Annotated in this window: 16 protein-coding genes and 1 pseudogene; 11 read left to right on the top strand and 6 right to left on the bottom strand. The window is 55.9% G+C overall.

Features of this window, described 5'->3' with window-relative positions; translation table 11 throughout:
• Positions 1-7 precede the first annotated feature (7 nt).
• From kdgD to K0F75_RS23115, 5 genes are all read left to right on the top strand, one after another.
• Positions 8-919: a 5-dehydro-4-deoxyglucarate dehydratase gene (gene kdgD / locus K0F75_RS23135; RefSeq protein ID WP_219064290.1), complete on the top strand. Its 912-nt coding sequence runs from the start codon at positions 8-10 to the stop codon at positions 917-919.
• A gap of 63 nt (positions 920-982) precedes the next feature.
• The gene (locus K0F75_RS23130) at positions 983-2,428 is read left to right on the top strand and encodes an aldehyde dehydrogenase family protein (RefSeq protein WP_219064289.1); all 1,446 of its coding nucleotides are present in this window, start codon (positions 983-985) and stop codon (positions 2,426-2,428) included.
• Positions 2,429-2,534: 106 nt separating this feature from the next.
• Complete coding sequence (locus K0F75_RS23125; RefSeq protein ID WP_219064288.1) at positions 2,535-3,908, top strand: MFS transporter; 1,374 nt, start codon at positions 2,535-2,537, stop codon at positions 3,906-3,908.
• 11 nt (positions 3,909-3,919) lie between these two features.
• On the top strand, positions 3,920-5,473 hold the full coding sequence (gene garD, locus K0F75_RS23120) for a galactarate dehydratase (protein ID WP_219064287.1): 1,554 nt from the start codon (positions 3,920-3,922) through the stop codon (positions 5,471-5,473).
• A 91-nt stretch (positions 5,474-5,564) separates the two neighbouring features.
• Positions 5,565-6,890 carry an OprD family porin gene (locus K0F75_RS23115; protein WP_219064286.1) on the top strand — a complete coding sequence of 442 codons (1,326 nt, stop codon included), beginning with the start codon at positions 5,565-5,567 and terminating at the stop codon, positions 6,888-6,890.
• 75 nt (positions 6,891-6,965) lie between these two features.
• Here the strand turns inward: K0F75_RS23115 and K0F75_RS23110 are convergent, their stop codons facing one another.
• On the bottom strand, positions 6,966-7,850 hold the full coding sequence (locus K0F75_RS23110; RefSeq protein ID WP_219064285.1) for a LysR family transcriptional regulator: 885 nt from the start codon (positions 7,848-7,850) through the stop codon (positions 6,966-6,968).
• A 138-nt stretch (positions 7,851-7,988) separates the two neighbouring features.
• On the opposite strand from K0F75_RS23110, the gene K0F75_RS23105 reads away from it, so the two are divergent.
• The 6 genes from K0F75_RS23105 (at position 7,989) to K0F75_RS23080 (ending at position 17,268) form a co-directional block, all read left to right on the top strand.
• Positions 7,989-9,137, top strand: a complete 1,149-nt coding sequence (locus tag K0F75_RS23105) for a muconate cycloisomerase family protein (protein ID WP_219064284.1) — start codon at positions 7,989-7,991, stop codon at positions 9,135-9,137.
• Positions 9,138-9,150: 13 nt separating this feature from the next.
• Positions 9,151-9,441 (top strand): muconolactone Delta-isomerase, encoded by a 291-nt coding sequence (gene catC / locus K0F75_RS23100; RefSeq protein WP_219064283.1) that lies wholly within the window; start codon positions 9,151-9,153, stop codon positions 9,439-9,441.
• A gap of 54 nt (positions 9,442-9,495) precedes the next feature.
• Entirely contained in the window at positions 9,496-10,425 is a 930-nt protein-coding gene (catA, locus tag K0F75_RS23095; protein WP_219064282.1) for a catechol 1,2-dioxygenase, read from the top strand.
• 465 nt (positions 10,426-10,890) lie between these two features.
• On the top strand, positions 10,891-14,457 hold the full coding sequence (locus K0F75_RS23090) for a PAS domain S-box protein (RefSeq protein ID WP_219064281.1): 3,567 nt from the start codon (positions 10,891-10,893) through the stop codon (positions 14,455-14,457).
• A complete protein-coding gene (locus tag K0F75_RS23085; protein WP_219064280.1) occupies positions 14,454-15,521 on the top strand; it encodes an HD-GYP domain-containing protein in 1,068 nt (355 codons plus the stop codon). The genes K0F75_RS23090 and K0F75_RS23085 overlap by 4 nt, the downstream gene beginning before the upstream one ends.
• A 61-nt stretch (positions 15,522-15,582) precedes the next feature.
• On the top strand, positions 15,583-17,268 hold the full coding sequence (locus tag K0F75_RS23080; RefSeq protein WP_219064279.1) for a methyl-accepting chemotaxis protein: 1,686 nt from the start codon (positions 15,583-15,585) through the stop codon (positions 17,266-17,268).
• Positions 17,269-17,367: 99 nt separating this feature from the next.
• Here the strand turns inward: K0F75_RS23080 and K0F75_RS23075 are convergent, their stop codons facing one another.
• From K0F75_RS23075 to K0F75_RS23060, 5 genes and pseudogenes are all read right to left on the bottom strand, one after another.
• A complete protein-coding gene (locus tag K0F75_RS23075) occupies positions 17,368-17,640 on the bottom strand; it encodes a hypothetical protein (RefSeq protein WP_219064278.1) in 273 nt (90 codons plus the stop codon).
• 117 nt (positions 17,641-17,757) lie between these two features.
• Positions 17,758-18,009 (bottom strand): DUF2845 domain-containing protein, encoded by a 252-nt coding sequence (locus K0F75_RS23070; RefSeq protein WP_219064277.1) that lies wholly within the window; start codon positions 18,007-18,009, stop codon positions 17,758-17,760.
• A gap of 72 nt (positions 18,010-18,081) precedes the next feature.
• The gene (locus tag K0F75_RS26365; protein ID WP_374029238.1) at positions 18,082-18,870 is read right to left on the bottom strand and encodes a methyl-accepting chemotaxis protein; all 789 of its coding nucleotides are present in this window, start codon (positions 18,868-18,870) and stop codon (positions 18,082-18,084) included.
• 111 nt (positions 18,871-18,981) lie between these two features.
• Positions 18,982-20,004, bottom strand: a pseudogene (locus K0F75_RS26360) (HAMP domain-containing protein); the annotation flags it as partial.
• 1,580 nt (positions 20,005-21,584) lie between these two features.
• The gene (locus K0F75_RS23060; RefSeq protein ID WP_219064275.1) at positions 21,585-22,787 is read right to left on the bottom strand and encodes an Arm DNA-binding domain-containing protein; all 1,203 of its coding nucleotides are present in this window, start codon (positions 22,785-22,787) and stop codon (positions 21,585-21,587) included.
• Positions 22,788-23,016: the final 229 nt, after the last annotated feature.

Raw genomic sequence — 23,016 nt, 5'->3', positions numbered from 1 at the left:
TCAAATAATGAATCCACAAGAACTGAAGTCCATCCTCTCTTCCGGCCTGTTGTCTTTCCCGGTCACCGATTTCAATGCTCAGGGCGATTTCCATCGCGCGGGCTATATCAAGCGTCTTGAGTGGCTGGCCCCGTACGGCGCTACTGCCTTGTTCGCCGCTGGCGGCACCGGTGAGTTCTTCTCCCTGGCGGCCAGCGAATACTCCGAAGTGATCAAGACGGCTGTAGACACCTGCGCCACCAGTGTGCCGATCCTGGCCGGTGTCGGTGGTTCTACCCGTCAAGCCATCGAATATGCTCAAGAAGCCGAGCGCCTGGGCGCCAAAGGCTTGCTGTTGCTGCCGCACTATTTGACTGAAGCCAGCCAGGACGGCGTTGCCGCCCACGTTGAAGCCGTGTGCAAGTCGGTCAACATCGGGGTGATCGTTTACAACCGTAACGTCTGCCGCCTGACAGCGCCGCTGCTGGAGCGTCTGGCTGAGACCTGCCCGAATCTGATCGGTTACAAAGACGGTCTGGGTGACATCGAACTGATGGTGTCGATCCGCCGTCGCCTGGGTGATCGTTTCAGCTACCTGGGTGGCTTGCCGACCGCCGAAGTCTATGCAGCTGCCTACAAGGCGCTGGGCGTTCCGGTCTACTCCTCGGCGGTGTTCAACTTCCTGCCGAAAATGGCGATGGACTTCTATCACGCCGTTGCCCGTGACGACCACGCCACTGTCGGCAAGCTGATCGATGACTTCTTCCTGCCTTACCTGGACATCCGCAACCGCAAATCGGGTTATGCGGTCAGCATCGTCAAGGCGGGCGCGAAAATCGCCGGCTACGACGCCGGTCCGGTACGCACCCCACTGACCGACCTGACACCTGATGAGTTCGAAATGCTGGCTGCGCTGATGGACAAGCAGGGCGCGCAGTAAAAATCGCATGAATCAAGGCCGCTGATCCGTCAGCGGTTTTTTGCCTTTTCCAGGAGAATGTCTGTGTCTGATTCAAAGCGTTTCGATAACTACATTGGCGGTGAGTGGGTTGCCGGTGCGACCTACTCTTCCAACATCAACCCGTCCGACCTGTCGGACGTGATCGGTGAATACGCCCAGGCCGACGTGGCGCAGGTCAATGCCGCCATTGACGCAGCCCGCGGCGCATTCCCGGCCTGGTCGACGTCCGGTATTCAGGCGCGTAGCGACTCGCTGGACAAGGTTGGTAGCGAAATCCTCGCCCGTCGCGAAGAGCTCGGTACCTTGCTTGCCCGTGAAGAAGGCAAGACCTTGCCCGAAGCGATTGGCGAAGTGACCCGCGCCGGTAACATCTTCAAATTCTTCGCCGGTGAATGCCTGCGTATCTCCGGCGACTACATCCCGTCGGTACGGCCGGGCGTCAACGTCGAAGTGACTCGCGAAGCCCTGGGTGTGGTCGGACTGATCACCCCGTGGAACTTCCCGATTGCCATTCCGGCCTGGAAAATCGCTCCGGCGCTGGCCTACGGCAACTGCGTCGTGATCAAGCCTGCGGACCTGGTTCCGGGTTGTGCCTGGGCCCTGGCTGAAATTATCTCCCGTGCAGGCTTCCCGGCGGGTGTGTTCAACCTGGTGATGGGCAGTGGGCGTGTGGTCGGTGACGTGATGGTTAAAAGCCGCAAGGTCGATGGCATCAGCTTCACCGGTTCGGTCGGCGTTGGTCGCCAGATCGCGGTCGATTGCATCGCGCGTCAGGCCAAAGTGCAACTGGAAATGGGTGGCAAGAACCCGCAGGTCATTCTCGATGACGCGGACCTCAAACAAGCGGTCGAGCTGTCGGTACAGAGCGCGTTTTACTCCACCGGCCAGCGTTGCACCGCTTCCAGCCGCTTTATCGTGACGGCTGGCATTCACGACACGTTCGTCGAAGCCATGGCCGAGCGCATGCGTTCGATCAAGGTCGGCCACGCGCTGAAATCAGGCATCGATATCGGTCCGGTCGTGTCCAAGGCCCAGCTTGATCAAGACATGAGCTACGTCGCCATCGCGCAGGATGAAGGCGCGCGTCTGGTAACCGGTGGTGAGCTGGTCACTTGCGACACCGAAGGTTACTTCCTGGCACCGACCCTGTTCGCGGACAGCACTGCGGAAATGCGCATCAGCAAGGAGGAAGTTTTTGGTCCGGTTGCGAACATTGTTCGCGTCGCGGATTACGAAGCAGCGCTGGCCATGGCCAACGACACTGAGTTCGGTCTGTCGGCGGGCATCGCGACGACGTCGTTGAAGTACGCCAACCACTTCAAGCGTCATTCACAGGCCGGGATGGTGATGATCAACCTGCCAACGGCCGGTGTCGATTACCACGTGCCGTTCGGTGGTCGTAAGGGTTCGTCCTACGGTTCGCGTGAGCAAGGTCGCTATGCGCAAGAGTTCTATACCGTCGTAAAAACCAGCTACATCGGTTCGTAAATAGACGATCTGTAGGCGCTGCCGCAGCCTTCGGCAGCGCCTACATGAGCAACATGTAAAAAATGTTTTACCCGCACAAAAAAATAATTAGTGGGAGCACATGCACATGCAACAGACCAAGCCGACTCACGTCCGCTATTTGATTTTGCTCATGCTTTTTCTGGTGACCACGATCAACTATGCCGACCGTGCAACCATCGCGATCGCGGGCTCCAGCCTGCAAAAAGACCTCGGCATCGACGCCGTCACCCTCGGTTATATCTTCTCTGCGTTCGGCTGGGCCTACGTGGCCGGTCAGATTCCTGGCGGCTGGCTGCTCGACCGTTTCGGGTCGAAGAGAGTCTATGCCTTGAGCATCTTCACGTGGTCGCTGTTCACCGTGCTGCAAGGCTATGTCGGTGAGTTCGGTGTCTCGACCGCCATCGTTGCGCTGTTCATGCTGCGCTTCCTGGTCGGTCTGGCTGAAGCGCCATCCTTCCCCGGCAACGCCCGCATTGTGGCTGCCTGGTTCCCGACCGCTGAACGCGGCACGGCCTCGGCCATCTTCAACTCTGCGCAATACTTCGCCACCGTGCTGTTCGCGCCGCTGATGGGCTGGATCGTCTACACCTACGGCTGGCAGCATGTGTTCGTGGTCATGGGCGGCGTCGGCGTGTTGTTTTCGCTGATCTGGCTGAAAGTTATCCACAGCCCGCGCAATCACCCGAAGATCAACGAAGCCGAGTTCAACCATATCGCCAACAACGGCGGCATGGTCGACATGGATCAGGACAAAGGCAAAGGCGCCAGTGGTGGTCCGAAGTGGGACTACGTGCGTCAGCTGTTGACCAACCGCATGATGCTAGGCGTTTATCTGGGCCAATACTGCATCAACGGCATCACCTACTTTTTCCTGACATGGTTCCCGGTGTACCTGGTTCAGGAGCGCGGGATGACCATCCTCAAGGCCGGCTTCATTGCTTCGCTGCCCGCCATCTGCGGCTTTATCGGTGGGGTGTTGGGCGGGATCATTTCCGACTACCTATTGCGTAAAGGCCACTCGCTGACCTTTGCCCGCAAGGCGCCGATCATTGGTGGTCTGCTGCTGTCGACCACTATCGTGGCCTGTAACTACGTTGATATCGAATGGATGGTGGTCGGCTTCATGGCCCTGGCTTTCTTCGGCAAAGGCGTCGGCGCGTTGGGTTGGGCGGTGGTGTCCGACACCTCGCCGAAACAGATCGCCGGTTTGAGCGGTGGCCTGTTCAACATGTTCGGCAACATCGCTTCGATCACTACCCCGATCGTGATTGGCTACATCATCAGCGCCACCGGCTCGTTCAAATGGGCCTTGGTGTACGTCGGCGCCAACGCGCTGGTAGCCGTGTTCAGCTACCTGGTGATCGTCGGCCCAATCAAACGTGTCGTCTTGACCGAGCCGCCAGCCAAGGGGCCGTTGACCGGTGACAACGCCGGCACACTTTCTCAAGCCAAATCCTGAGGAAAACCGTGATGAACCTGATTCAACATGCCGATTCGCCGCGTTACATCCGCTTGCACGAACTCGACAACGTGGCGGTTGTGGTCAATGACCAAGGCGTCCCGGCCGGTACCCGGTTCGACAACGGCCTGGTGACCCTCGATAACGTGCCGCAAAGCCACAAGGTCAATCTGGTGGACATCGCCGAAGGCCAGCCGGTGATACGTTACGGGCAAACCATCGGTTATGCCTTGCACGCGATTCCGCGCGGCAGCTGGGTCAGGGAAGATCAACTGCGTATGCCGTCCGCACCACCGCTGGACAGCCTGCCACTGTCCACTGACGTGCCGGAAAAACAGGCGCCGCTGGAAGGTTTCACGTTTGAGGGTTATCGCAACGCCGACGGCACCGTCGGTACGCGCAATATCCTTGGCATCACCACCACCGTGCAGTGCGTGACGGGTGTGCTCGATCATGCGGTCAAGCGCATCCGCGATGAGTTGTTGCCCAAGTACCCGAACGTCGATGACGTGGTGGCGCTGACCCACAGCTATGGCTGCGGCGTGGCGATCACCGCGACCGATGCTTACATCCCGATTCGCACCGTGCGCAATCTGGCACGCAACCCGAATCTGGGCGGCGAGGCCTTGGTGATCAGTCTGGGCTGCGAGAAATTGCAGCCGGGGCAGGTCATGCATGAAAACGACAGCTCGGTGGATCTCGATGACCCCTGGCTGTATCGCCTGCAGGATTCCAGCCACGGCTTCGTCGAAATGATCGAGGAGATCATGGCGATGGCTGAAGCGCGCCTGAAAAAGCTCGATCAGCGTCGTCGCGAAACTGTACCGGCGTCCGAGCTGATTCTGGGCATGCAGTGCGGCGGCAGCGATGCGTTCAGTGGCATCACCGCTAACCCGGCATTGGGTTATGCGTCGGATCTGTTACTGCGGGCCGGGGCGACGGTGATGTTCTCCGAAGTCACCGAAGTGCGCGACGCCATTTACCTGCTGACCTCCCGGGCCGAAACCAAAGAAGTAGCGCAAGAACTGGTCCGTGAAATGGACTGGTACGACCGTTACCTCGCCAAGGGCGAAGCGGATCGCAGCGCCAACACCACGCCAGGTAACAAGAAGGGCGGGCTGTCAAACATCGTCGAGAAGTCCCTGGGCTCCATCGTCAAATCCGGCAGCAGCGCAATCAACGGCGTGCTCGGCCCTGGCGAACGGTTCAAGCGCAAAGGGCTGATCTTCTGTGCGACACCGGCCAGCGACTTTGTCTGCGGTACGTTGCAGCTGGCGGCGGGGATGAACCTGCATGTATTCACCACGGGACGCGGCACGCCCTATGGTTTGGCCATGGCGCCGGTGGTGAAAGTCTCGACTCGCACCGAACTGGCCCAGCGCTGGCCGGACCTGATCGACATCGATGCCGGGCGCATCGCCACAGGCCGCGCGAGCATCGAGGACCTGGGGTGGGAGTTGTTCCACTTCTACCTGGACGTTGCCAGCGGCAAGAAAAAAACCTGCGCCGAAGCGCTACGGCTACACAACGACATCACCTTGTTCAACCCGGCACCGATTACGTGATGTTCGTTTGCAGAGTGATCAGTAAGGCCCTGAATAGCGATTGTTCAGGACGTATAACAACAAAAAAAAGATCCAAGAGCGGAGTAAAGCAATGAAAAAGTCCAACCTGGCGCTTGCTGTAGTGACAGCAGTCGTAGCCCAGCAAGCGGGTGCAGCTGGTTTTCTCGAAGACAGCAAAGCCAATCTGAAGCTGCGCAATTTCTACATCAACCAAGATAACCGTGATGGCATCACGGCCAAAAACAACAACTATCAAGCGGAATGGGGCCAAGGTTTCCAGCTTGATTTCACGTCGGGTTATACCCAGGGTCTTGTTGGTTTCGGCGTTGATGCAATCGGCATGTTGGGGGTCAAACTGGACTCAAGCACCGCGAAGCACGGCAACCCGACCGGTAACAACTACGGCGGTATCGTGTTCCCGAGTGACGGCGACCACGCGGTTGATGATTTCTCGAGCCTGGGCCTGACCGCCAAGGCCAAGATCTCCAAGACCGAACTGAAGCTGGGTACTTTGCAGCCGAAGAACCCGGTCATCGTCACCAACGATGGTCGTCTGTTGCCGCAAACCTGGCAGGGCGGCCAGATCACGTCGGCCGATATCACTGACCTGACGCTGGTTGGCGGTCAGATCGAACAGGTTAAAGGCCGTAACTCCAGCAACAACGAGAACCTGTCCATCGGTGGTGCGAACAACCCGATTACCGGCCGATTCAGTAACAAATTCATGTATGCCGGTGGCGATTACAAGCTGACCAAAGACCTGACATTGCAGTACTACTACGGCAACCTGGAAGACTTTTACAAGCAACACTTCCTTGGTCTGGTCCACAACTGGTCCATCGGTCCAGGTGTACTGAAGAGCGATATCCGCTACTTCAACAGCAAGGATGACGGCGCTAACAGTCACGACCCCGCCTACTTCACCACCGGTTTCTACGGCGGCAAAGTGACCAAGGGTAAAGTCGACAACAACCTGTACAGCGGCCTGTTCCTTTACACCCTCGCGGGGCATACCTTCGGTGGCGGTTATCAGGTCAGCAACGGCGACAGCGACTTCCCTTGGCTGAACCAGGGTGACGGATCGTCCAACGGCACTATCACTGACATGCAGATCCAGAAGTTTGGCCGTGCCGGGGAAAAAACCTGGCAAGCTCGTTACGCTTATGACTTCGCCACAGTCGGTCTGCCGGGCGCAACTGCCGGCATCGTCTACCTTAAAGGTGACGATATCGATACTCCGACCACCAGCGCCAGCGAGTGGGAGCGCGACCTGACCCTGGCCTATGTTGTGCCGGCTGGTACGCTGAAAGGCTTTGGTGTGATGTGGAAAAACGCCATGTGGCGCAACAACATCCCTGGGCAGAACCAGCAAGACGAAAACCGCGTGATCCTCAGCTACACCCTGGCGTTGTTCTAACGGCAGTTCGACTGTGCAGAACCCTCATCGCTGGCATGCCTGCGATGAGGGCTCAGGTGCACGCGCAAAAGCCTGTCAACGGCTCACCAACAACTCATCAATCAAACTCAAGCAATGCGTCAGGCTGGGCGTTACATCACCCACGCGGCGGCTGAGGATGATGGGCGAGGTGGCGTTCGATTCGAACAAGGTGGTGTAGCCAATGTCTACCCGGTGCAGCAATTGCACTGAGGCGGGCACCAGAGTGATGCCGATGCCTGCGCCTACCAAACCAATCGCCGTCTGCATTTCGTTGGTCCATTGCGCGACGTTGATGCTCAGGCCGTGGGCGGCGAATAGCGCCAGGATGTGGTCGGCATAGCTGGGTCGCGGGTTGCCGGGATACAGCACAAAAGGCTCGCGTGCCAGTTGCGCGAGTGTGGCGGGCCCCGCGAGCAGCGGATGGCCGGCGGGGAGGGCAGCGACAAGCCGGTCTTCGGTGAGGATGCGCTGATGGATCGCCGGATCGTCGATGCGAATCCGACCAAAACCGATGTCGATGCGTCCGGCTTTCAAGGCCTGCACTTGCTGCAGAGTGGTCATTTCCGACAGCCCCAGTTCCAGATCAAGCTGCTCATCGCTGCGCAGTCGCCGAATCAACTCGGGTAACACGCCATACAGGGTCGAAGGTGCGAAGCCGATCCCCATCCACGTCTTCTGGCCAGCGCCAATGCGTCGAGTGTTGTCGCAAACGGTGCCAAGTTGATTGAGCAGGGTATGGGAGTGTTCGTAGAAATAACGCCCGGCCTCGGTCAGGCGCAACGGGCGACCGCGCTCCAGCAGTACAACCCCGAGTTCATCTTCAAGCTGTTGGATTTGCCGGCTCAACGGTGGCTGAGCGATGTGCAGCCGCTCTGCGGCGCGGGTGAAGTTCAGGGTCTCGGCGAGTACCTGAAAGTAACGCAGATGGCGAAGCTCCATAGGGACTCCTTGGCAGCGCCACGTGAGAGGCTTCTGCATACCTTTAAAGTATCGAACGAGACTAATTCTATATTGGAAAGGCTAAAAAGGTCGGCTCAATATCAAGGTTGAAAACAAAAGAACCTGATGGGTATTGAAATGACTTCTACCGTGATCACGTCGCTGGAGACGATTATCGTCGACCTGCCGACCATCCGCCCGCACAAGCTGGCCATGCACACGATGCAGAATCAGACACTGGTGGTGATTCGGGTGCGCTGTTCCGACGGTGTCGAAGGCATCGGCGAGTCCACGACTATTGGTGGCCTGAGCTACGGCAACGAAAGTCCGGAAAGCATCAAAACCAACATCGACACGCACTTGGCGCCCCTGCTGGTCGGCCAGGATGCGGGCAATATCAACGCCGCCATGCTGCGCCTTGATCGCGCTGCCAAGGGCAACACCTTCGCCAAATCCGGGATCGAAAGCGCACTGCTCGATGCGCAAGGCAAGCGTTTGGGGCTGGCCGTCAGCGAGCTGCTCGGTGGCCGGGTCCGCGATGCGTTGCAAGTGGCCTGGACCCTGGCCAGTGGCGACACCGCGCGTGACATTGCCGAAGCCGAAAAAATGCTCGATATCCGCCGCCACCGGATCTTCAAATTGAAAATCGGTGCCGGAGAAGTACACAAGGATCTGGCCCACGTTATCGCGATCAAACACGCCTTGGGCGACGGCGCCAGTGTGCGGGTCGACGTCAATCAGGCGTGGGATGAAGCCGTGGCAATCCGTGCTTGTCAGGTATTGGCCGACAACGGCATTGACCTGATCGAGCAACCGATCTCGCGTAATAACCGTGCGGGCATGGCCCGTCTGAATGCGCGCAGCCCGGCACCGATCATGGCTGACGAATCCATCGAATGTGTTGAAGATGCCTTCAACCTGGCCCGCGAAGGCGCGGCCTCGGTGTTCGCCCTGAAGATCGCCAAGAACGGTGGCCCACGTGCCGTGTTGCGTACCGCTGCGATCGCCGAAGCGGCAGGTATCGGTCTGTATGGCGGCACCATGCTCGAGGGTGGCATAGGCACGCTGGCTTCTGCTCACGCGTTCCTGACCCTTGCCAAACTCACTTGGGACACCGAGCTGTTCGGGCCACTGTTACTGACCGAAGATATTTTGACCCAACCGCTGGTCTACCGCGATTTCCAACTGCACGTTCCACGCACGCCGGGCCTGGGTTTGAGCCTGGATGAAGAGCGCTTGGCGTTCTTCCGCCGTGACAAGACGTCCACTGCCATCAGCCTTGCCTGAGGAGGCCATCAACATGTTGTTCCACGTAAAAATGACCGTGAATATCCCGCTCGACGAGGACTCGGAAAAGGTCGTCCGGCTCAAGGCTGAAGAAAAAGCGCTCTCCCAGCGTTTGCAGGAATCCGGCAAGTGGCGACACATCTGGCGCATCGCCGGGTTGTACGCCAACTACAGCGTGTTCGACGTCGACAGCGTTCAGGAACTGCACGACCTGCTGATGCAATTGCCGTTGTATCCGTATATGGCCATCGAAGTGAATGCCTTGTGCCGTCACCCTTCATCGATTCGCGAAGACGACCGATAGCCGACGACTGTGCTTGCGTGCTTCCTAATAAATATAAAACTTGAGGCTCTGATAATGACTGTAAAAATTGCTCAAACCGAAGGCGTCCAGCAGTTCCTGAAGGAAGCAAGTGGTCAGCTAAATGACGCGGGTAACCCACGGGTCAAGGCGCTGGTGCATCGCATTCTGAAAGACACGGTAAACATCATCGACGAGCTGAGCGTGACCCCGGAAGAGTTCTGGAAAGCGGTCAACTACCTCAATGAACTGGGTGCTCGCCAGGAAGCAGGCTTGCTGGTTGCAGGCCTTGGCCTGGAGCACTACCTCGACCTGGTGATGGACGCCGAAGACGAAGAGGCAGGCAAGTCAGGCGGCACGCCGCGCACCATCGAAGGTCCGTTGTATGTGGCCGGTGCACCCCTGAGCAAAGTCGAAGCGCGACTGGACGATGGCACTGATGCCGGTACCGTGTTGTTCATGAAAGGCCAGGTCAAGGATCTGGATGGCAAGCCAGTCGCCAACGCCATTGTCGATGTCTGGCACGCCAATACCGGGGGTACGTACTCGTACTTCGACGGCACGCAATCCGAGTTCAACCTGCGTCGCCGTATCGAGACCGATGCCCAAGGCAACTATCGTTTTCGTAGCATCGTGCCGTCGGGTTACGGCTGCCCACCGGACGGTCCAACGCAAAAGCTGCTCGACCAACTGGGTCGCCACGGGCAGCGTCCGGCGCATATCCACTTCTTCATCTCGGCCCCAGGTCATCGCCACCTGACGACCCAGATCAACCTGTCGGGTGAGCAGTACCTGCACGACGACTTTGCCTACGCCACACGTGATGAGCTGATCGCCGACATTCGCTTCAGCGAAGACTCGGCTGCCGCCCGTGTCCATGGTGTCGAAGGCCGCTTCGCCGAAATCGACTTCGACTTCACCGTGCAATCCTCCGATGCTGCCCAAGAGCAAGGCCGCATGGAGCGGGTGCGCGCGTTGGAGAATTGATAGCTGGGTTTAAACTGTAAAAAGACAGGTGCTTCGGCGCCTGTTTTTGTATGGGCCAGGCAGGTGCGCTTAGGTATTGGATTACGGGTGACATACTGAGCGATTGTATACATAGCTTGCTGGCAAAGTTGCTGTATCGCAGGGTCAATTATGAAGGCAGCTACGTGCGAAAGTAGATGAGTTAAAGGAGGTAGTATGACTTTATTCAGATGAAGTTGCGTTGATCAAACGCTTGATAGGAAGCTATCGGTTATAGGTGGCGTCAAGGTTTAATTTGATTAGATCAAAGTATTATAGACGAAAGGTGTACGCCCCCAAAAAGGGTCAATGCTATACGTGCTCCTCAAGAAAACTTTGAATTAAATTCATATTTTTCAATCGGTTATGTAAATTTAATTTTCATTAAATTTTGCGCAACGAGACCGATACCTGCCCATGCGAGTGAGGGGGGGGACACGTTTAGCGATGGACACAGTAGCGAATAGCCATTCTAATGACCTGACATTTTACAGGGGAAAGTATTGGCTAATCCGTCTAGCCCCTCCTGGTGCGGTTCGACGAATTGATGTTGGTACCCAGTCTTTGAGAATAATAACGCTCGGTGAATTCTCTGCGGAGATGTCATCGCTTATAACGCACCTCGATTTAAAAGAATTTGAGGTGAGTGAGTGTCACAGTCTCAAATTACTCCCCACTTTCTCGGGCAGCCAAGAGGTGCTGCTGACAGAGCAGTCGTGGCTCTGCACACTCTCATCAGTCGAGCGTGGGGAGTTAAGTGAGCGCGCACGCGAAGTAGCCGAGTGGATTGTGTTGTCCGACGCAGCGGATAGCGTCCGGGATCAAATCGAGTGGCAGCGACTCGGGGTTACTCTTTTTTCCCAGTGCCCTCTGGATGTCGATTGTGTCGTTTCTCTCATCGAAGCAGCCCAGACTCGGTGCAGCGCACACCCATTGCGCGTCATTCTGCTTGACTGCAATCAGGCAAGCTTGACCTCCAAGGCAGAAGCTTTAAAAGATGTCGGCATTAGTGTGTTTTCCACCCCCGACCCGCTGGCGGCGCTAGACGCGGTTAATCATTTCAAGCCCGACGTTTTGGTGGCGAGCGCCCATTTGCCCTCCCTGGCAGCCGGGAAGCTCTTGGTCATCGCGCGGCAACGACCTGAAAATATTTCATTACCTGTCATTTTTCTAACAAGAGACGCTGACCTTGAGACGATGCCGCAGGTCAAGGTGTCGAGTGGTGTTTGCTTTCTGATCGAGCCCGTTGGCTTAGAGCTATTGGTGGCGACTCTCAGCTCGCAAGCGTTGGGTTATCGTGCTGTAAAAAGTGCTTTTGTTCGCGTGCGCGAGGACGCACGTCGAGCGCGCGCCCGCCTTAAAGCGTTGCGTTCCGCGATCGATCAACACGCCATCATTAGCGTCGCGGATGGCGCTGGTAATATCGTGCATGTGAATGACCGCTTCTGTCAGATCAGTGGTTACAGCCGGAAAGAATTGCTGGGGAAAAACCACCGGCTGATTAAGTCAACTGTTCACGACTCAACCTATTATCAAGCGTTGTGGCGAACCATCAGCGCCGGGAAAACATGGCGCGGCGAGTTGTGCAATAGAGCCAAGAATGGTGATGCCTATTGGGTTGAGGCAACGATCATCCCTTTTTTAGACGCTGCCGGAAAACCCGTTCAATACATGTCCGTTCGCACGGATATTACGGCATTGAAATGCAGTGAAAACGCGCTGCGCTTAAGCCACGAAAGGCTTCGCTTGAGTCAGGAAGTCACCAGTATCGGTACATGGGACGTGACCCTGGCGAACGGTGATGTCTCTTGTTCGGACCGAACCTTGCAACTCTTTGGCTTTGCGGCAGGCGTATTACAGCGGGACTACGGCGACTTTCTCATCGCGGTGCATATTGATGACCGTCAAAAACTGACCCGCATCATTAACGTCAGTATTGAAAACCGCTCACCCTATGAGATTGAGTTTCGAGTCGTGTGGCCAGACAACACGGTGCATTGGTTGCAAGAAAAAGGGGCTGTCGTCAGTGACGAGACCGATGGTGCTCTTCACATGCTGGGTGTTGTGCAAGATATTCACGTACGCAAGATGGCCGAAATTGCGTTAGCTGAAAGCGAAGTTCGCTTTCGCGGGGCGTTCGAAGCGTCTGGCATCGGCATGGCCCTGATCTCATTGTCAGGCGCTTGGTTGCTGGTCAACAGCGCCTTGTGCTCAATGCTCGGTTTTAGTGAGGATGAACTACTCGCCACCGATTTCAAAACCTTGACCCACCCGGATGACATCGCGGTCGATCAAGCTTTTTTAAGCAAGCTACTCAGTAGCGAAATGTCGAACTGGCAGCACGAAAAGCGTTACTACGCCAAGGGCGGACGGATTGTTTGGGTGTTGCTCAATATTTCGGCAGTGCTTAACGACGATGGGCAGTACGTCCATTTCGTCTATCAAGTGCAGGACATCACGGCGCGCAAAATTGCCGAGCAACGCTTGGCCCTGTTTCGCAACGTGTTCGACGCCAGTGGTCAATGCGTCAGTATTACCGATGGGCAAGGGCTGATTATTTACCAGAATAAGCGGCATGCTCAAGAACTAGGCTATTCAGACAAAGAGTGTATCGGGCAACCCTTCACCCTTTTCCTGCCCGAGAAGACTGCCGGGACCTACGCCACTGAGCTGTTAAGTTCAGCTGCTGAGGGTAAAAGCTGGGTGGGTTACATCCCTATTCGGCGCAAGGATGGCAGTGTTTATATCTCCGCCAGCAGTATTGGTTTCGTCAGGGGCGAGCGAGGAGACCTGCAGAATTTATTTAATATTTTCACCGACTTCAGTGAAGAACTGGCCCGCCGCAATGAACTCGCCGACGCCCGAAAAGCGGCCGATCAAGCGAACCAGGCTAAATCTGATTTTCTCTCGAGCATGAGCCACGAGCTGCGCACGCCAATGAATGCGGTCCTTGGTTTTGCGCAAATGCTTGAATGTGACAGTGAACTGAACGCTGATCAGAAAGACAGTGTCCAGGAGATTCTAAAAGGCGGTAAACACCTGCTGGAACTCATCAATGAAGTGCTTGATTTAGCCAGCATTGAATCGGGGCATGTCAGCCTCTCGCTCGAGGCCGTTGAGCTGGCCAGCCTGCTTAAGGAATGTTGGAGTTTTATCCATATTCTGGCGGAAGCAAGGCACATTACTTTGAGTCTCAATGTCCCAACGGGGATCGTCGTGTGGGCTGATCGGGTGCGTTTGAAACAGGTCTTTTTGAACCTGCTGTCCAACGCCGTTAAATATAACCGTGAGGGCGGTGATATTAGCGTCGGCGTACAACCTGTTGATGATGATGAAAAACTCAGAATCACGCTGACGGACACGGGAGTCGGCATTCCATCTGACCGTGTCCCCGAACTGTTTCAACCCTTCAATCGACTGGGCGCAGAACTCAGTGGCATTGAAGGTACCGGTATCGGGCTCACTATTTCTCGTCGCTTGATAGCGTTGATGGGTGGGGCGGTCGGTGTTGTCAGCGAGGAGGGCGTCGGTACGACCTTCTGGATTGAGCTACCCACTCAACCCACAGAAGAGAGGCTCGACTCGAATAACAACGTCGGCAATACAACACCCGTTGGTACTGAGCCCACGGGTGAAAAATGTGTGCTGTACCTTGATGATAATCCGGTCAATGTAAAGTTGATGGCGGGTGCGTTTGCAAGGCACAGCCATCTACACCTGGTGACCGCAGTTACACCACCGTCAGGCGTTGAATTAGCGGTAGCCTATCGGCCCGATGCAATACTTCTAGACCTGAACATGCAGAGCATGGACGGCTATAAGCTGCTCAACGTGCTGAAAGGGCGCCTTGAAAAAACGCCAATTATCGCGCTGACCGCTAATGCCATGCCCCATGACATCGAAAAAGCCCTTTCCGCCGGCTTCGCCAAATGTCTCACCAAGCCCATCGACTTCGGCCTGCTCATGAGCACGGTAGAAGGCTGTTTGGCTGACAGTAAGGAGGCTCAGACATGAGCGCACAGCCCACTAACCATTCCTGTATTTTTGTCATTGACGATGAAACGACCAATCTTAAGCTGCTGCACAAGATGCTGGTCAGTGAGGGGTATTCCAGCCCGGTTCTGATACAGGATTCGCGTCTGGTTCTTGAGCGCTATAAGGAATTACGACCCGATCTTATTTTGCTCGACATCAATATGCCGCACCTGGACGGCTATCAGGTGATGGAGCAGCTTAAGGCGCTTGATGACCCTTTGTTGCCACCCATCATTATGCTGACCGCTCAATGCGGCCAGGACTATCTGCTGAAAGCACTGGCGGCAGGTGCGCGGGATTTCGTCATCAAGCCCTTTATACGTGTTGAGCTGCTTATGCGTGTGCGTAATTTACTGGACGCTCATCTGGCTCATCGATTAGTGCACAGCCAGAAAGCAACGCTGGAACGCATGGTGCAGCACCGTACCGATGCTCTGAACCAGGCACGTATACAGGTTGTTCATTGTCTTGGGCGTGCAGCGGAATATCGCGACAATGAAACGGGGCTGCACATTGTCCGCATGAGTCTGTATTCGGCACTGTTGGCCAAGAGCATGGGGTGGACGGACAGCGAGTGTGAACTACTGTTGCACGCCAGCCCGATGCACGATGTTGGCAAGATTGGCATACCGGATTCAATTCTGCTCAAGGCCGGTAAGTTTGAACCCGAAGAATGGGAGGTGATGAAAACTCACGCGGCGATTGGTGCGGAAATTCTGGAACATGGGGATTCAGAATTACTCTGCCTGGCACGTGTTATCGCGTTAAGCCACCACGAAAAGTGGGACGGTAGTGGCTACCCTAACGGACTGGCGGGTGAAGCCATTCCTGAAGCAGGGCGCATTGTTGCGGTGGCCGATGTTTTCGATGCCTTGGCGTCATCACGCCCCTATAAGAAAGCCTGGCCGGTCGAGGACGCAGCCGCGTATATCGGGGCCAACGCAGGTAAGCATTTTGATCCGGCAGTGGCCGAGCATTTTTATAAAAACTGGCCCGCTATCCTGGAGATTCATAACAGCCATATGGAGCCACAGGAGGCCTAGGCATCCGCTTTTAAAGTACCGATTTACGTATGCCATTATAAATAACTAAAAGGGGCCTGCCATGCTCACCCATTTGCGCTTGAGAAGTAAGCTGTTGCTGTTAACGTTGGTGCCCATTTGTGCGCTGGCTTTTATCGTTTGCGCGGTCGTTGTCCAGGCATTGCAGACGCTGGCGGATCAACAAGAAACCCAGACCCGCGAGCGCCTGATTGAAGATCATCGCGTCGAAATAAAGCAATATGTAGAGTTGGCGATGAATGCCATCGCACCGATTTATGACGGGTCGGGCAACAACGACATCACGGCGAGGGACCAGGCGGTCACCCTGCTAAAGCGTTTGAACTACGGAAAAAGTGGCTATTTCTGGGGCTATGACAGTCATGCCGTACGTGTTTTTCAAGGCAACACCAACGATAAAATTGGTCAAAGCTTCTATGAATTCAAAGACCCCAATGGCGTGTATGCAATTCGCGAGTTGGTGAGTGCGGGGCAAGACAATAGTCACTATGTCCACTACAGCTTCCTCTTGAGTGACGGCAGTGTACTGGTGCCGAAAGTGGGTTACTCCCTCTCTCTCCCCAAGTGGGACATGGTTATCGGCACGTCCGTCAATCTTGATGATGTAGAGGCACAAGTAAAAGCGGCACGCAGTAGTTTCGATACCCGCGTTCACAGCCTCTTGATGGTGATGATCGGCTCTGCAGTGGGCCTGCTTATTTTCATGGCGGTGTTGGCCGTCATGATGAGCAGCACCTTGCTCAAGCCATTGCTACGGATTAAACGCAATCTGGACGATATGGCTTCTGGCGAGGGTGATTTGACTCAACGCTTGCTGGTGACAAGCCAGGATGAGCTGGGAGAATTGGCCAACTCCTTTAACCTGTTCGTTGCAAAGATTCATGTGTTGGTACAACAGGTCGCGGGCACCACTGGCAAGCTCTCCACGCTCGTCACGGCCGTAGCTAATCAGGCGCATCGTTCCGAGCAGGCGATCAGTGCTCAGCGCCATGAAACTGACCAGGTCGCCACTGCCATCAATGAAATGTCCGCTGCCGCCCATGAAGTTGCCCACAGTGCTCAGCAAGCTGCCGACGCAGCGAGCGAGACTGACAAGGAGGGGCAGACGGCCAAGCAAGTGGTGGATAAAAGCATCGCCCAAATCCATCAGTTGGTGACCGAGGTTCGAGGCTCCAGCGATACCATGGAAACATTACGTCAGGATGTGCAGAGCATCGTGAGCGTTCTGGACGTGATCCGTTCGATTGCAGAGCAGACCAATTTGTTGGCGCTCAACGCGGCGATCGAAGCTGCACGAGCGGGTGAAGCGGGACGTGGCTTCGCGGTGGTTGCTGATGAAGTGCGCGCCTTGGCCAGCAGGACCCAGCACAGCACGGGTGAAATCCAGGTAATGATTGATCGTTTGCAAACGGCCACCAGTAAAGCCGTTACAACCATGCAGCATGCCAGTGAGATGGGAGAGGACACTCAAAAACACTCCAATCTTGCCGGTACGTCGCTGGACGCCATGGCTCAGTTGATCGCAACGATTAACTCGATGAATGCCCAGATTGCCAGTGCTGCGGAAGAGCAGACAGCGGTCGCTGAGGAGATTAATCGTAGCGTCCACCAGATAGCTGTCGCCGTAGACAGTGTCGCAATCGACGCTGTAGAGGGCGCGCAGACAGCCCGTGAGCTGAGCAGTCTGGGCGCTCAATTGCAAGGGTTGGTGGGACAGTTCAAAGTTTGAATAATGGGGGCAACAACAAGCGGGCAGTTGTCGTTGCGTGCCCCATCACCTCAAGCCTGGTGCGAAGGTGATGGGGCTCGCCGCGACTTACCGGTCGCCTTAATGGCTCTGGGCTTTTTGCAGCGCCTGGGTCGTTAGAGAAATGCATTCTCTTGCGCCTTCGTCGTTGTTCCTGGCGAGTGCTGCTTCGGCTCTATGGACGGTGGTCTCGACATCGCCCTTGAGTTGCTCGTTCAATTGGGGATTGCTCACCAGAGCGTCTCTGACTTTTTGCAGGTTTATCTGGCACAGACTGCTTTCGTTCCCGGCAAACACCGGGGCCGCCAATAGTGCAGTGGTAAGGAACAATCCAGTCATTACTACGCGTTTCATGGACATCTCCTTGAGCATAGGGGCTCGGCGGACGCGGCGTAATCTGCGCGGGTCGCCGGAATTGGATACAGGCTCTGATCCATCGGACCGAAGCCCGGCGATTATAACGATACGCAATTATTTCCGCTTGAACTCAATCCCCACCAGTTTGCCATCTATGAACTTCAGGTATCGGTAGCCACCGTTGGCAGGTCCATAGACCCAATGCTCAACGGTCACAGATCCTGGCTTCGGATACCCATTCTCGCCGATGGCGGGGTTGATCACGCTGGACTCCGACGGTTTACCGCACTTTTCGATGACCTCGGAGGTGGTCTTTCCTCCGGAAACGATGCCGGTACCACCCCGGATACAACAAAGCCCGCACAAGGCGGGCTTCGTTGGTGTTTCGTTTGGTGGCGCCCGGCGGCACGGTCTGAAAGGGTGAATTGTTCAGCGTCTCTAAGTGTTTTTTATTTTGAAGCGGCTTAATACACCTTGCATCACTGATGCTCGCTCCGAAAGATCCTTGGCAGCCAAAGCGCACTCGTGTGAGTTGGATTGGTTTTGTTGGGTCACTTCATCGATCTGCTCAAGGCCGATACTGGCCTGCCGCAGACCGGAAGCCTGCTCGCTCGACGCCTGGTAAATCAGCGACACCAGGCTGGACACCGCGCTGGTGCCGCTGACGATGTTCTTCAGCGACTCGGCGGTGCGGCCAGCGATAATCATGCCGCGTTGAGTCTTGGTGGAGGAGTCGGCAATCAGCGCCGCTGTTTGCTGGGCCGCCTCGGCGCTACGCGCTGCCAGGCTGCGCACCTCATCGGCTACCACGGCAAAACCGCGTCCAAGCTCTCCGGCTCTGGCGGCCTCGATCGCCGCATTCAACGCCAATAGATTGGTTTGTGCAGCGATGTTGTCGATAGTCGTGATGATCGCGGTGATGTCTTTGCCAGAGTTGTCGATCTCGGCCATGGCGGCGATCAACTCACTCATTAGTTTGTCGCTTTCGCCTGCGTCGGCCCGTGACGCCTGGGATTGCTCATCGGCTTTTTTGGCGTTGTCGGCGTTGTCTGTGGTCTGCGCGGCCATCTGCGTCATCACGGCGCTGATCTCGGTAATGGACGATGCAGAGTTGGACGCGCCATCGGACAACGACTGACTCAAGTCGGTGACCTGTGCGGAACTGCCGGTAATCCGGGTTGCACTGACCTGTACTTCGGAAATCAGGTTATTGAGATTGCTGACCATTTTCTCCAATGACTTGCCCAAGGTATCGTGCGGGGACGATAGCCTGACTTCCAGATCCAGATCCCCTTCGGAAATACGTTCGGCCACCCGAACCTGGCGCTGCAGGCTTTCCGACATTTCGTTCAGGGCAAAAGACAGCTGTCCCACTTCATCCTCGGATTGCTGAACCAGCCGGCGCGAGAAATCCCCCAAGCTGATGTTGGCGGCCAGTGCTGCGGCCTCGCGGATCGGCCCAACTATTTTCGCTGCGGCAAACCACAGCGCCACCAGGGCCAGCAGCGAAATCCCCAGCCCCACTGACACCTGCCAGACACCGCTGCTGGTGCTGCGCGACTGCAGCTCTTGCTCAAGGGCAATAGCCTGACTCATGACCACCGCTTTGGGCAGCCGAATCAGGATTGCCCAGGGTTTGCCTGTGCGTCCCAGCTGGATCGGCATCAGCACTTCGATGTCCTGAGTCTCCTTGTTGAGCAGGCCGTCACCGCGACCGCTCTGGATATCGCCCAAGGTCCTTTCCCAGCTCTTGGGTAACAGCGACTTGATGGACTGGCCGATAAGCTCGGTGCGTTGACTGTCTGCAACCACCAACCCCTGGTTGCTCAATATCGACACCGAGCCTTTGCCGCCATACAGGTCTGCAGACATCTGCTCGCTGAGCTTTTGAATGAAGGCAATGTCGAAGTCTGCGCCGACCACACCGTAGAACTTGCCATTGGCCACGATCGGCACCGACAAGGTGGTCAGCCAGACGTTCTTGCCCTGCACCACATAAGGGATCGGGTCCAGCACGCTTTCCTTCAGGGTGTCGCGAGGACCGGCATACCAGCCGCCCTTGGGCACACCATTGGGATGACGTTCCTGGGAGTCATACTCGACCAGCGGCTGCACCGCGACATGGCCGTCGGAACTGCGTGTCCAGTAAGGCGTGAAGCGGCCAGTCAGAGGGTTGTTACCCTCCTGCCCGTTGCGAAAAGCCTGATCCTGCCCGTCCAGCGCATCAGGCTCCCAGCATGAATAGGTGCCGTTAAAGTCAGGGTTATCCTTTAGCACACTGAGCAACACGTTATTGATCTGCTCTCGCCCGAGTGAAAGCGGGCTTTGCAAGGTCTTGCTGGCAGCAAAGGTATTGGCCATGGTGCGTGCCGAATCCAACGCATTCTGCAACTTGGCCTGAATGGCGTTAGCCCTGGATTCGGCGAGGTTCTGCACTTCACGAATGGTCGACTTTTCAACAAGCGCCGACACTTCGCTGGCGACGTATTGGTCATTGGCCCTGGAAGAAAAAAGCCCATATGAAACCAGACTTGCCGACGAAACAAGCAGGCATATACCTGCGGTGGTGCAAATCCTGGCTTGCAGTGATGTGAATTTCATGGCTTCCCCAGCTCGCTTTTGTTGTGACTAACGTCAAAGATGAAAGTGCCGAATGCACTTGCTCGCCCTGGCAGATAACGCTCAATCATTTGCTGCTTACACCCGACCTCAGGCGAAAGAAAATTGCTCAGCGCAGGAGGTTCGCAGCGTGACAGCTAAGTAGTCAGGGTCCATTGACTTAGTTTTACTGTGTTGGGAAATTACTATGAGTAAGCATTGTCCGAATACGCTCTACACCCCGTCCCGCCTGATCGTCGGAATGACATTTGGCGAGGACATGGTTGGCACCCGCGGCCGTATGGATATCCTCCCCACAGCAGGTTGCTCTAGACGTTGGTAGTCGGGGCAGCTCGGCCCGCGCATGACCTCCCCGTCGTTAAAACCATTGATTCCGTATAAGTGATTCTCGTCAAGTCTAAACAATAGGCGAGGGAGTCTATGTCGCCCTGCACGCTATGTTCGTCTGTTAAACCACTCCATAACACACAGTATGCTACCTCCCGAAGACGAGCTGATACACTGACGTGGCTCAATAATTCAACCATATTTAATAGCATGTAAAAAAATTGTGAAAGCATTTTTTTGCTTAACTAAATACCTGTTGCGTCAGCCGCGTACCCACTTAGATTAATGTAGAAATGTTAGCCGGCTAACATATGAATGTTCGGTTTTGTTTTTGACGGAATTTCATACTTTAGTACTGATGTTAAATTTCACAATGAAAAGGAGAGGCTTTGATGAGCTCCGTTTTTTCGAAGAAAGTTAAGGTGCGAATGCCGTTATACGGTTTTAAGTTCTGTACTTAAGTACGGTATTTGGTTGTTCCAAATAGCGTCCGGTCCCACCGCGCGCTGAGCACCGTCGTACGGCCTTAGCCTGTGGCGGACAACGGCTGAGCACCCGTTTCGGTCCGGTGGGCCACTGGCCGGCCCCACACCCACGACTGACTGGCCGGGTCTCATCGGAGTGGATGACGGGGTTTTCCAACAAACCGATCACTCATCAGATTAAACGGCGGCTGGAAAAACGCTCACGGCACGGGATGATTCTGCGAGCCAGGGGTTGGTGCCGGGAGGATCGGCGGTAAGCGGTTTGCGGTTTGCGTTTGCTACGACGCTGATCGGAGTGATCGCGTTTGCTGCGCGACAGGGCGGAACCTCCTGCCACGACCGCCTGAACCGATATTTTCCCAAACCCCAGATACAACAAAGCCCGCACAAGGCGGGCTTCGTTGGTGCTTCGTTTGGTGGGCCGGGGGGATTTGAACCCCCGGTCTAGCCTTGAATTCATTGGCCTGTAGCGTTGCTGTCGCTGAAATGCTGCTGAAGGTGCTTTTTAAGCTACCCCTTTTCGAGATGTGCGAGAGGGAGTTGAACCGGCGTCCCGGTGGGGAGTTGAACCGATGTCCCAAACATTTCAGCAGCCTTGCTTCCAGACATATCGTTCTCGCTCGGAATCCAACGGCCATACACGCGAGCAATCATTGTCCAGTCGGTATGTCCCATTTGCTTTGCAACCCACATTGGATGCTCGCCCGCCGACAGCATCATCGATGCATAGGTGTGTCGAGTCTGGTAAGGGTTGCGGTAGCGAACCTTTGCCCGCCTGAGCGTCGGTATCCAGAAGCTCTTTCTGATGGCCTGATCGCCGTCAAATGGCTTGCTGTACCTCGGGTCGTGGAAAATCGTCGCACCTACTATATAGGTGTATGTCTTCTGAGCCGTCAGCGCATCGAGCGCCATTGGCAATAGCTTTACGCTTCGAATCCCTGCCGCCGTTTTCGGCACCTCTGCTTCCTTGGCCGCCTTGGTCAGTCCTCGCGATATCCGAACTTCCCCTCGCAACCAATCAACATCCCCCCACTCAAGCGCCACCAGCTCACTTGTCCGCAGGCCGGTCCAGAATGCAAATTGCAGTAGGTTTCGATATTGGCCGACAGCGCTCGCCAAAATCAGCCGCTGATCTTCTGGTGAAAACGGATCGATGTCGTCCTCAGCCCTAGGCTTACCCTTCACTGAGTACGTCCACCCAGCCAGCGGGTTTGCTGCGATCAACTCTTCGTCCACAGCATCGCCCAAGGCTGACCGCAGACAGCTTTGGATATTCGACAGTCGCTTATTAGATGCATCGATCTTGGACATGGCCTCGCGAACCACTTTACGAGTGATCAGTGTCAGCGATAGATGGCCCATACTTGGCACCAGAACACCCTTCACGATCTTGCTATAGCCGTCCAGCGTGCTTGCCTTGAGTGTCTTCTGCTTTCGGCCCAACCATGTTTCGAGATAGGTCGATAGCGGGACCAGTCCGGTCTTATGGCCGAGACGCTGACCTCGTGCCGACTTGGGGAAGGTGGCCGCATAATCGAACGTGCCGTTATAGATGGAGGTTTCGATCTCAGCCTTATGCCGCTCGGCGCGCTTCAGATTAGCGGGGCTGGGCTCAAGTGGGATACGTTCGCGGCATTGCTCGCCTTCAAACATGAAACTGATTTCAATGCTACTTTTCGACGCCGCCCTGACGCCGCCGCGCTTTCCACCCATTCCGCATACCCTTCAACGTCTATCAATGGCTTTCTGTCAGGCGCATGTCGCCACACAAGGCCGTTCGGCCAAGTGCCGTCCTGAATTTTTGATCTGATCGCCGCCTCAGTGTAGCCACTTTCGACTGCAAACTGACTGATCGTCTTGTATTTGACCATACGCGTACTGCTCCATGCCGCGCGTGGCGGCAGAAGGTGGTGGATTAGGCGGGGTAGGCCAGTTGATAGGC

Origin of the sequence: Pseudomonas sp. UMAB-08, assembly GCF_900095225.1 — a bacterium.
Lineage (GTDB): Bacteria > Pseudomonadota > Gammaproteobacteria > Pseudomonadales > Pseudomonadaceae > Aquipseudomonas.
Note: the sequence above shows the minus strand (reverse complement) of the source record. Positions and strands in the feature narration are given on the sequence as shown.